This window comes from Nonlabens sp. Hel1_33_55, from assembly GCF_900101765.1.
In the GTDB taxonomy this organism is placed as follows: domain Bacteria; phylum Bacteroidota; class Bacteroidia; order Flavobacteriales; family Flavobacteriaceae; genus Nonlabens.
Map to the genome: position 1 here is coordinate 1575636 of NZ_LT627735.1, position 11865 is coordinate 1587500.

Sequence of the window (11865 nt, forward strand, 5' to 3'; positions counted from 1 at the left end):
AGAAGTTTATTTCTTCTTTTGGGCTTCTTGTTGTGCCTGTGCCTGCTCCATAATTTCGGCCATCTTAGAGGCAAAGCGTCCTTTTTTCTTCTTAGGTTTTGCTTTAGCCTTTTCGATTTTGGCAAGAACTCGATCTTTGTCGATGATAAAGTTCTTGATCACTAACATAATCCCAATGGTAATCAAATTGGAAACAAAGTAATAAAGCGATAAACCACTCGCATAATTGTTGAAGAAAACCAACATAAATAGCGGAGACAAATACATGATAAATTTCATGTTAGGCATTCCAGGTTGCGTGGTTTGCATGCTTTGACCCGTCGTCATCTGCATATAGAAGAATATGGAAATAGATGCCAGAATTGGGAATAGACTCACGTGATCCCCATAAAATGGAATTTCAAATCCTTCTGGGAATTTATAGATAGTATCGTAACTAGATAGGTCATCTGCCCATAAGAAACTCTTTTGTCTTAAGTCAAAAGCCGTTGGGAAAAACTTAAACAGAGCAAAGAAAACAGGCATTTGCAACAGCGCCGGCAAACAACCCGATAAAGGACTCGCACCTGCCTCGCTTTGAACCTTCATGGTTTCCTGCTGCTTTTTCATTGCGTTGTCCTTGTACTTTTCCGCAATGCGGTTTAGTTCTGGACGCAGGACTTTCATTTTAGCTTGTGTCAAGTAACTTTTATAAAGCACTGGAGATAATACCAATCTTACACAAATAGTGAGGAGAATAATAGCAATACCAAATGCAATTCCCAATTTAACTGTCAAGAAGGTAAACAACGGTCTGATTGCGAATTCATTAATCCATCCAAAAATTCCCCAACCTAAATCTACTACTTCATCAAGGTTGCGATCATAACCATCAAGAATATCAAAATCTGTTGGACCGAAATACCAATCCATATTATACGCCAACTCGCCACCACTATACTCTAATAATAGCTTTGACTCAAACTCCTTGGTAAACTCATCCTGCTCTTCATTGATTTCTTCAATGTTGGTGGATTCCATTAATCCACTCACGAATGGTGTATCTGTTAATAGAATGGAAGAGAAAAAATGCTGTTTATACGCCACGTAAGTGATGCTTTCGGCTTCTTCATCTGCTGTATCTCCTTGACCTGTGTAATCATCACTGCCGCCATCGTATTCAAATTTGATCTCTGTATAACGGTTCTCATTGGTCATACTTTTTGAGCGACGGTAAGCTTTCATCGTCCAATCAATTACTGGATTTTCTGAAGTATTTACTAACCCAGCAATTCCTTGAGTTCTAATGTTGAAATCCAACATGTAATTGTTGGGTTCCATTTCAAACCTATACTCGATCGATCCTGAACCAACAGGAGCTGTCAATGCCAAAACCTTGTTACTACCATTTGTGGATTCCGTAGCGTTGAAGACTAGGTCCTTAGTGTGGATTTCACGACCATCTTTAGCTTTTAAAATCAGATCAAATGAGTGATCATTTTCCTTAGCTAGATACACCGGCAAGGAATCAAATGTCTTGAACTTCTTGAGAAGCGCAGTCTCGATGATGGCACCTTTAGTATTGAATTTAAGTTCCAATAAATCATTGGACAACGTCACCTGTTTACCTACTTGAGCAGCTTGTTGGGTCGAGTCTGTAACAACGGCCGTTGTATCCACCGCTGTAGCTATAGGTGCATCATCTTCTACGTTGATTGCCTGCTCTGTACCTGTTTCCTCAATAGGTTGTGTTTCTTCCTGATTATAAAGAAACGTCCACATGAGAATACCAAAAATCAAGGTCATTCCCAATAACGTTTTCCAATCCGTTTTTTTCTCTTCCATAACTAATTCCCAGTTGCAGGATGTATTTTCTTAATTGGGCGCAAACCCATATTTTGTTTACTTGATGGTTGATGATATCGCTTTCGCGAAAGCGCACTCATCTCAATGGTTATTCTCTTTTTTATAATCTGCAGCAGCCTTGACAAACGATGTGAACAACGGGTGCGGTGCCGCTACGGTACTCTTATATTCAGGATGGTACTGCACGCCTACAAACCATGGATGGTCTGCAATCTCGATCACTTCTACCAGTCCAGATTTAGGATTGATTCCCGTGCAATCGAGCCCAGCTTTTTCCAACTGATCGCGATAGGCATTGTTGAATTCATACCTGTGACGGTGGCGTTCTGAAATCAGATCCTGACCGTAAATTTCCTTAATTCTGCCAGATTTGAGCTCACAATCCCAAGCGCCTAAACGCATGGTGCCGCCCATATCCAATATATCCTTTTGATCTTCCATCAAAGAGATGACTGGGTTTTTGGTCTCTTGTGCCATCTCTGATGAATTGGCATCCTCAATTCCCAATACATTGCGACTGTATTCAATTACCGCCATTTGCATCCCTAAACAGATTCCAAAAAACGGAATCCCATTCTCGCGAGCATATCTGACAGCCTCAATCTTTCCTTCTATTCCACGCTCGCCAAATCCTGGAGCCACCAACAATCCATCAAGATGTTCTAGGTGATTTGAGACTTGATCTACTTCAAGATGCTCGCTGTGTATGGACTCAATGTTAACGCTTACCTCATTTTCTGCACCTGCATGAATGAAGGCCTCTAGGATAGATTTATAAGAATCCTGTAGCTCTACGTATTTACCTATAAGACCTATGGTAACCTCTGATTTTGGGTTTTTGTGACGTTGTAAAAACTGATTCCAGCGACCTAAATCTGGCTCGGCACCAGTTTTAATTTTCAGTTTTTTGATCACCACGGTATCAAGACCTTGTTCCTGCATTTTGTTAGGAACATCATAAATGGTCTCAACGTCAATCGACTGGATTACAGCCTCAGGCTTCACATTACAAAATCGTGCTAGCTTTAATCTAATATCTTCAGAAAGCTCGTGCTCTGTACGGCAAACTAGAATATCTGCCTGTACACCACTTTCCATTAATGTTTTTACACTGTGTTGTGTAGGTTTCGTTTTTAATTCTCCGGCGGCACTCAAATACGGAATCAAAGTCAAATGAATCACCAGCGAATTATGCTCGCCTAGCTCCCAACTTAACTGTCTTACACTTTCTATGTATGGCAAAGACTCGATATCACCGACAGTTCCACCTATCTCAGTAATGACCACATCATAGTCTCCAGATTTTCCAAGGATCTGGATGCGATGTTTAATCTCATCTGTTATATGCGGAATTACCTGGACGGTTTTACCTAAAAACTCTCCACGTCTTTCTTTGTCAATAACACTTTGATAAATGCGGCCGGTTGTAACGTTATTGGCTTGTGAGGTATTCACGTTAAGGAAGCGTTCGTAATGACCTAGATCTAGGTCAGTTTCTGCTCCATCTTCTGTAACGTAACACTCGCCGTGTTCGTAAGGATTTAGGGTTCCAGGATCAACGTTTATGTAAGGATCCAGCTTTTGGATGGTAACTCGTAATCCTCTAGCTTGCAATAGCTTTGCCAGTGAAGCGGCGATGATCCCTTTTCCTAATGAGGAAGTAACTCCACCAGTGACAAATATATACTTTGCATGTGCCATAAAATCGCGCTGTCCTTTTTTAAAACCAGCTGCAAAAGTACTTATTTTATGAGCAAATTAGGAAAACTCTAGGTGCTAAAAATGGAATATTTCAACACGTTGAGAATTGTGTTTTTTGGTGCGTGGTAATCTAGGGAATTGGTAAATACAACTCACAAATTTTCACGAAGCAATTATAGAAATGCATTTAATGATTCAAAGAGGAAAAATCATACCAACGACTCTACTAATATGATTTACGGAAGTTAAGCCTGACTCTTTGAGCTTGAGACTTGGAACTTGGAACTTGGAACTTGAAGCTTGGAGCTTGGAGCTTGGAGCTTGGAGCTTGGAGCTTGGAGCTTTAAAATTCAGCTATTAAAATGGATAGTCTCTATAAAGCCCGATTAAATAATTTGGAGATTTAGGTTCCCCAGTCAAATGTGATGTTCTTCTTTATCTCTGGGTGCAAGCTATTATGAACTGGACAGGTCATAGCCACACGCTCTAGAATAAGCTGGCTACGTTTATCGCAATTACCAGTCATTTCTAAATGAACATCAATTTGTGAGATCCGGCGTGGTTCTGCCGCCATAGTTTTAATAACGGTGGCATTACTTTTTGATATATCGAGAGACATATCTCTTGCTTTAATTCCCATGACAGTCAACATACAGCTCGCAAGTCCTGTGGCAACGGTATCAGTAGGTGAAAACGCTTCTCCTTTACCGTTGTTATCAGTTGGTGCATCTGTATTGAAAGTATTGGCACTTTTGATATGGGTCGACTTACAACGCAAATCACCTAGATACTCCACTTGCGAGGTAATATTCTTATTATTCTCCATAAATCGATACTTCTTCAATACTTAAATCTGGCTGAAATCTTAAGATATAGCAAGCTTCATTGTAGAAACCAGCAAGGAACCTCTTGTTGTACTCAAAGCTGTTCTCTACCATGATGGTTTTACCATTGCGTACGGCGCTCTCATAAAGATTATCTGCGCTAGCTTGTCTTAAAATGACATCCATGGTTACATCAAATCCTCTTGTAGCATAATTACTAGGCGTTATGCCGTGTTTTGCGAAATAGTGCGTTGCAAATACATTCTCACTACTTGTATTTCTATTCATTTTTGGATAAGTATAATTCACCGCAGCAAGCCCCATATTATTGACATTCATATCATCATAATCATCCATCCCAACCATAGTGATATTATGTGTCCTGGCCTTAGCGGCATAATTAGAGACAGCATCTGTGATGAAACCTACTTGATCCACGGCCATAATAACAACATTGTCCATTTCTTTTGAAAGCGCACTGGTATACTTATAGCTAGATATGTAATTGTTCTTGTCCGGATATAAGATTTTTGCATTAGGGAATAAAGGTGCAAACTCATCTTTAAACTGAGGATTCTTGTTATCTGTAACTATAATCACATTTTTATTTTTGCTAAATCCAACCAAATAATTTTTAAGCCTATTCATTAAAAACTGCTCGTCCGGTCTAGCCTGAAATAAGTTTTTATAAAGTCGAACGCTAGTATTTGTAAGCGGTGATATTACTGGTATATCGTCATCTTTCAGTTCTTTTGCAACGGCTACTACATTTTTAGCCAGTAAAGGGCCTATTACACTATTGTAATTTTTAAAGTTGTTGTCTCTAACAATTTTGAGAGTTGCGCTCTCACTGTTGCCCGTGTCAAAAACATCAAACTGTACATTCACTCCTAATGTTTTAGCGCTATCTCTTGCTATCATCATACCACTATAAAAGTCTGTGGCAATTCTCATTATGTTACTTTTCTTAAGCTGATCGCCGTATTCATCGCTGGAAACGCCAGATATGGACAGCGGCAACATAACAGCAATACGTTGATTCTTGAAGTTTTTTAGACTATCTACCAGTCTCGCATATTTAGCCGTACTGTTCCAAAGTTCTGGAGCCTCTTTCTCATTCAAGCCTCTATAAGGTATCTTAATCGTCATACCCTTTTTTACACCATCCTTCAAAGCTGGATTAATCGCTATCAAAGAATCTGCTTTGAGACCACTCATCTTTTCAAGACTGTACATAGTCATTTTAGGTTCTACCTCATAACTTATGTAGCGCAGCTTTGAAATGTTCTCAGTACTTGCTGCCATATCCTTAGGGTTGACAACATTCACTATCATGCCTTCATCAAGTTCTCCTAAATCAGGATTCCAAGCTTCCAGCTGTGCCATGGTGATATTATTATTTACAGCTACGCGATACTTCCCTTCTGATTTTTTTACTCTATACTGCCCTTTTTTGACTTCCACCTTAGCTTCAGAAACCTTGACGATATCAGTGACTCCTGGAATGATATCAATAACGATCGGTTTTTCGGGTTGGGCCACATTTTTGAATACTGGGATTTTGATGCGGTCACCTTTGCGCAATGGGCTGGAGTACAATTCTTTGTTGGCTTCTTTAATATCCAGCTCTGTGACACCGTATTCTCTTGATAGGGAATACAAAGTTTCCTTGCGCTTTACTTTATGGGTTTCATATTCTTCAATGGGTCGATTTGTTATCGCGCTCATTGATTTGGGTATCAATAATGTGGCACCGCTCTTCAAACCTAATTTCAGATCAGGATTCAACTCCATGAGCTGCTCTGCGGTGACATTGTATTTATTAGTAAGCATGTACATGGTGTCTCCTTGCTCCACTACATGTCGTTCATAGCTTTGAAATGTTGATGAATTCGCTTTCGCGAAAGCGAAACAAACCAACAAAATAACTGTTATATATCGTATCATATTATTCCCATTCAATGGTTGCGGGTGGTTTAGAACTAATGTCATACACTACTCTATTAACGCCCTTGACCTTATTTATTATCTCGTTACTGGTATCCTGCAGAAATTTGTAAGGTAGATCTACCCAATCTGCCGTCATACCATCAGTACTTTCTACCGCACGTAGCGCAACACACTTTTCATAAGTGCGCTCATCACCCATCACACCCACGGAATTCACGGGTAGCAGAATTGCTCCAGCTTGCCATACCTTGTCATACAGTTCCCACTTCTTAAGGTTGGCTATAAAAATCGCATCTGCCTCTTGTAACAATCGCACTTTCTCCTGATCCACATCTCCTAAAATACGTATCGCGAGTCCTGGTCCAGGAAATGGATGTCTGCCTAAAAGGTTTTTGGCCATTCCCATTTCTGCTCCTACGCGACGCACTTCATCTTTAAATAACATGCGTAACGGTTCCACGATTTTAAGCTTCATGAAGTCTGGCAAGCCGCCTACATTGTGATGCGATTTGATGGTCGCACTAGGTCCATTCACTGATATACTTTCAATAACATCAGGATAAATAGTTCCTTGCGCTAGAAACTTTACGTCTTCAATAGCATGAGCTTCATCATCAAAAACCTCAATAAATACGCGGCCTATGGCCTTTCGTTTTAACTCAGGATCTTCCACATTCTTCAAGGCATCCATAAACCGTGCCGTCGCATCGACTCCTTTGACGTTAAGTCCCATGTCCTTATACTGATCCAGTACTTGATCGTACTCGTCCTTGCGCAACAAACCATTGTTCACAAATATGCAATAGAGGTTCTTGCCTATAGCTTTGTGAAGTAATATGGCAGCAACGCTAGAATCAACGCCACCACTTAATCCCAATACCACTTTATCATCGCCTACTTTTTCCTTCAACTCCTCAACCGTCATGTCTACAAATGCGCCTGGAGTCCAGTCTGGTTTTAATCCAGCTATCTCTATTAAGAAGTTATGTAGCAGTTGCTTGCCGTCTGTACTATGATAAACCTCTGGGTGGAATTGTATTCCATAGGTTTGCTCACCATCAACTCTATAGGCTGCATTTAGGACATCTTGTGTACTGGCAAGAGTTACCGCATTTTCTGGTAAGGATTTAATTGTATCACTGTGAGACATCCACACTTGTGAATTCTCTGTAATGTTTTGGAATAGGGTTTCTGCATCCTTGATTACGGTTAGATGAGCTCTACCATATTCTCTCGTATTAGAAGGTGCTACTTGACCGCCATGAAAATGAGCCAGGTATTGTGCTCCATAACAAACTCCCAATAATGGTAGTTTACCTTTTATTGAACTCAAATCTGGATGTGGCGCGTCATCTGCACGAACTGAAAAAGGACTACCTGAAAGAATAACCGCCTTAAAGGAAGAAAGATCTTCAGGAACTTTATGAAATGGATGGATCTCACAGTAAATATTGAGCTCGCGCACACGTCGTGCGATGAGTTGTGTGTACTGGGAACCGAAATCTAGAATTAAAACACTGTTCTGCATGTGCAAATTTAGCTTTTTAAAAGAAAAAAGGAATCACGCTTACTGCGTCACTTATCAAGAATGTGAGGCCGATTATTCACAGTTCAATAACCGTGAATCTTGGGTCTAAAGGATTCAGTGAATCCTTGAGGATTTGCAATAATTCTGGTCCTAAATCTTTATAAAAAAATGAGAAGTTGGCTTGCCGTTCTTGAAGACTGTCGTTAGGAAAAAGCTCGTTTTTGAGTTGAGCGACTCGCTCTAGATGATCGTTCCATTTACGCTTTTGAGCTTTTAGAAGTCTCTTTTCTAAGTTTTCTAGCCCTTTAATTTGTTTACGCTCTTGAGCGCCAACGGCTCCCAAAAATGATGGATCTGTATCTTGAGCAATTTCATAAAGATGATCGAACTGTTTTTTTAGAAATTCTTTCTGGCTTTTGAAGTCAATTTCAATCTCAGAGACCTGTTTAATGATTTGCTCGTTAAGCTCATGATCTACTTTAAATAAATCTGTAACTTTTAGTTCTAAAGCGTCAAGCTTTTCTAGCTGTTTGTCTGTTACCAACAATGCCGAATTACGCAGTAATAAAATAGGGAACGGAATATCTTCACTATCAAAATAGTTCTTGAGTTGTAACCAGTAAGCTATCTCGCCACCACCTCCTATGTAACATAAATTAGGTAGAATAATCTCTTGATAGAGCGGTCTCATAATTACGTTAGGAGAAAATCGTTCTGGATGTTGATCCAACTCATTTAATATTTCTTCCTTGGAAAATTCTGTTTCATTACCATCTAAGTAGAATCTATCGTCACGCTCGATAATGCGATAACGACCATCGTCAGTCAAATAAAACAAGTTAATCTCCCTAGGATTTACTTGAATTTTAAAACCATCATTCCAGTTTTCCAACGTTTTCCCGACGGCGTTAAATGAAGATTTATGAACAAGTTCGTTTCTAAAATATGGAATGGCTAGTCGCTTGAGTTCAGTATCATCTCCATCGATAATTATCAATCCATCGTCCTTGAATAATTCATGAGCTAGCTTTCTGGTTGCGATTGCTAAATTTTCCGCATTGTAGGAATTTGCAAATAGATTTGATAGTTCCTCTGCAAATCGAGAGGCTCCCAAAAGTATATTCAATTGCTCATTGATGTTCTCGAGACCATCTGTATCAAGACGCCCAACAGCACCAGCACTTTCCCTTTCATAAACCAATTTATGATCACCAAAATTGAAGAATTTTATCTCGTCAAAATCATGATCTTCAGTCGCCATCCAGTATACGGGCACAAAATCATAGTCTTGATATTCTGACTTTAGAGCTTTACAAAGATTGATTGTAGAAATAATCTTATAAAGAAAATAAAGTGGTCCTGTAAATAAGTTGAGTTGGTGTCCCGTAACAACAGTAAAAGTATTCTCTTCCTTTAAGAGCGTAATATTTTCATTCACTGCTGCGATTGAGTCGATCTCACTATATTGTTGAGAGATGACTCGTGATAGAACCTTTCGGGTATCTGCTAGACTTTCTTGTTGGGACTTTTCTGATAATTGATCTTTAAAGTTTTCAATGCGAGGAAAACGATTGTATAGATCCTGCACCTCACTGGATTCCTTTAAATATGCTTTAATTATTTTTGAAAAATATCGAAGTTCTTGGTATGGAATCTTGTTTGAAATCATGTAGCTGGATGGTGGTAGGGTGGTTGAATGATATCGCTTTCGCGAAAGCGAACTAAAATTACAACTATTTGCTGCCTTTACCGCTAGAGGTGTATGAAGGAATTAACTTGTTAGAAACCTCGCCAAAACCTATACGTACCGAACTATTGTTGCAATAACCTCTCATCGTTACCGTATCGTTGTCCTCAATAAAATTGCGCTGTGTACCGTCGTTCAACTTTATAGGTTGTTGCCCGTTCCAGCTAAGCTCTAGCATTGAACCATAACTGTCTGAAGTGGATCCAGATATAGTACCACTTCCCATAAGGTCTCCACTGTTAATACGGCATCCATTAATGGTGTGGTGCGCAAGTTGCTGGGACATACTCCAATAAAGATGCTTAAAGTTTGATTTGGTAAGAGTGGTAGGCGTGCCATTTTCTGGAGTGAGATCCACCTCAAGATGTATATCAAAACTACTTTTTGGCCGGTGCTTCAAATATTTCAAAGGCGTTTTTTCTTGATCTGGACCAGAACATCTGAAAGGCTCCAAAGCATCCATCGTCACAATCCAAGGACTTATAGAAGTTGCAAAATTCTTTCCTAAAAATGGCCCTAAAGGCGCATATTCCCATTTTTGAATATCACGGGCACTCCAGTCATTGAGCAGCACCATTCCAAAAATGTAATCCTCTGCATGATTGATATCGATGGGTTCTCCTAATTTGTTTGCATCCGTAGTGATAAAAGCGGTCTCCAGCTCAAAATCAACTTTTTTTGATGAACCAAAAATTGGATCTTGACTGTTATTATCCAGCATTTGCCCTTTAGGTCTATGGATATTAATACCAGAAGGTATTATAGAACTGGATCTACCATGATAAGCTATAGGCATGTGAATCCAGTTAGGCATTAAGGCATTTTCCTTATCTCTAAACATGCTACCAACGTTCACAGCGTGTTCTTTACTGCTATAGAAATCAGTATAGTCACCTATAAGAACAGGCAATTGCATCTCCACTTCATCCATATGAAAAATAACACGATCTCTATTCTCTTTATGATCTCTGAGTTCAGAATTTTCTTTATCAAATATGTCACCTATTCTGTTGCGAACAAGTCTCCATGTTTTTTTACCATCCGAAATGAAATCATTTAAAGTATCCTGCATGAACATATCATCAGTCAAAGGCACATTGGAAAAATAGCCTAACTCTTGCAAGGCACCTAAATCAATGGCATGATCACCGATACGAGTTCCAATAGTAATAACATTCTCTCGAGTAAGAAAAACTCCAAAAGGGATGTTTTGAATGGGGAAATGGGAATCCTTGCTGTATCCTATCCATGACCTACGGTTTGGGTTGTTAGTTTCGGCTGGCATATATAGTTGTTAAACTGTTTAAAAGTAAACCTCAAAACTGTTGTTGAGAAGAGCTAACATAGAGGTTGTGATGTATTTTTGTATATAAATTTTTCACAAATGACTACCATGGATAATGAGATTTTTGATCTAATAGATTTAGAAGCTAAACGACAGGCTTCTGGCCTCGAACTTATAGCAAGCGAAAATTATGTAAGTGATAACGTTCTAAAAGCTGCTGGTTCTATTTTAACCAATAAATATGCTGAAGGTTATCCAGATAAAAGATACTACGGAGGTTGCGAAGTCGTAGACAAAATTGAGACATTAGCCATTGAACGTGCAAAGCTTTTATTCAATGCGGAGTATGTAAATGTTCAACCTCATTCTGGTAGTCAAGCAAATACCGCTGTTTATCACGCTTGCCTTAATCCCGGAGATAAAATTTTAGGTTTCGACCTTTCTCATGGTGGTCACTTGACCCATGGATCTCCTGTTAATTTTTCTGGTAAACTTTATACCACATCATTTTATGGAGTAGAACGTGAAACTGGACTTTTGAATTATGATGAAATAGCAAAAATTGCTAATAAAGAAAAACCCAAACTAATAATAGCAGGAGCTTCTGCTTACAGTAGAGAAATTGACTATAAAAGATTTAGAGAAATTGCAGATGAAGTAGGTGCGATTTTACTATCAGATATTGCGCATCCAGCAGGATTAATCGCAAAGGGCTTACTTCAAGACGCCGTTGAGCATTCTCATATATGCACAAGTACTACCCATAAAACTCTGAGAGGACCTCGTGGTGGAATTATAATTATGGGGAAAGATTTTGAAAATCCATTTGGCCAGAAATTGAAAAATGGAAAATTGAAAATGATGTCAACATTGTTGAATAGCGCAGTTTTTCCTGGTAACCAAGGTGGACCTTTAATGCATATTATCGCTGCAAAGGCTGTGGCATTTGAAGAAGCTTTACAAGAAGAATTTCTTCATTACACGG

General features: G+C 39.2%; 8 protein-coding genes (1 of these 8 cut by a window edge). 1 reads left to right on the forward strand and 7 read right to left on the reverse strand.

Features of this window, described 5'->3' with window-relative positions; translation table 11 throughout:
* Positions 1-6 precede the first annotated feature (6 nt).
* The 7 genes from yidC to fahA form a co-directional block, all read right to left on the reverse strand.
* The gene (yidC, locus tag BLO34_RS07030) at positions 7-1824 is read right to left on the reverse strand and encodes a membrane protein insertase YidC (protein WP_090753936.1); all 1818 of its coding nucleotides are present in this window, start codon (positions 1822-1824) and stop codon (positions 7-9) included.
* 102 nt (positions 1825-1926) lie between these two features.
* On the reverse strand, positions 1927-3546 hold the full coding sequence (locus BLO34_RS07035; RefSeq protein WP_090753938.1) for a CTP synthase: 1620 nt from the start codon (positions 3544-3546) through the stop codon (positions 1927-1929).
* A 403-nt stretch (positions 3547-3949) separates the two neighbouring features.
* Positions 3950-4354, reverse strand: a complete 405-nt coding sequence (locus BLO34_RS07040) for an OsmC family protein (protein ID WP_090756516.1) — start codon at positions 4352-4354, stop codon at positions 3950-3952.
* Between the two features lie 7 nt (positions 4355-4361).
* Positions 4362-6317, reverse strand: coding sequence for a LysM peptidoglycan-binding domain-containing protein (locus BLO34_RS07045; protein WP_090753943.1), 1956 nt, complete (start codon positions 6315-6317; stop codon positions 4362-4364).
* A 1-nt stretch (position 6318) separates the two neighbouring features.
* Positions 6319-7848 (reverse strand): glutamine-hydrolyzing GMP synthase, encoded by a 1530-nt coding sequence (guaA, locus tag BLO34_RS07050; protein ID WP_090753945.1) that lies wholly within the window; start codon positions 7846-7848, stop codon positions 6319-6321.
* A gap of 76 nt (positions 7849-7924) precedes the next feature.
* Positions 7925-9517, reverse strand: coding sequence for a bacillithiol biosynthesis cysteine-adding enzyme BshC (gene bshC, locus BLO34_RS07055; protein WP_090753949.1), 1593 nt, complete (start codon positions 9515-9517; stop codon positions 7925-7927).
* Positions 9518-9581: 64 nt separating this feature from the next.
* Positions 9582-10880 (reverse strand): fumarylacetoacetase, encoded by a 1299-nt coding sequence (fahA, locus tag BLO34_RS07060; RefSeq protein ID WP_090753951.1) that lies wholly within the window; start codon positions 10878-10880, stop codon positions 9582-9584.
* Between the two features lie 99 nt (positions 10881-10979).
* Between fahA and glyA the strand changes: the two genes are divergently transcribed.
* Positions 10980-11865: the 5' portion of a serine hydroxymethyltransferase gene (gene glyA, locus BLO34_RS07065; protein WP_090753956.1), read on the forward strand. It continues 392 nt past the right edge of the window; 886 of the gene's 1278 nt are visible here — the first part of the coding sequence; its start codon is at positions 10980-10982; its stop codon lies beyond the right edge, outside the window.

What these genes read in the sequence shown, in the direction of transcription:
- yidC (WP_090753936.1), bottom strand. Translation starts at nt 1,824, where the DNA reads ATGGAAGAGAAAAAAACGGATTGGAAAACGTTATTGGGAATGACCTTG.
- BLO34_RS07035 (WP_090753938.1), bottom strand. Translation starts at nt 3,546, where the DNA reads ATGGCACATGCAAAGTATATATTTGTCACTGGTGGAGTTACTTCCTCA.
- BLO34_RS07045 (WP_090753943.1), bottom strand. Translation starts at nt 6,317, where the DNA reads ATGATACGATATATAACAGTTATTTTGTTGGTTTGTTTCGCTTTCGCG.
- guaA (WP_090753945.1), bottom strand. Translation starts at nt 7,848, where the DNA reads ATGCAGAACAGTGTTTTAATTCTAGATTTCGGTTCCCAGTACACACAA.
- bshC (WP_090753949.1), bottom strand. Translation starts at nt 9,517, where the DNA reads ATGATTTCAAACAAGATTCCATACCAAGAACTTCGATATTTTTCAAAA.
- fahA (WP_090753951.1), bottom strand. Translation starts at nt 10,880, where the DNA reads ATGCCAGCCGAAACTAACAACCCAAACCGTAGGTCATGGATAGGATAC.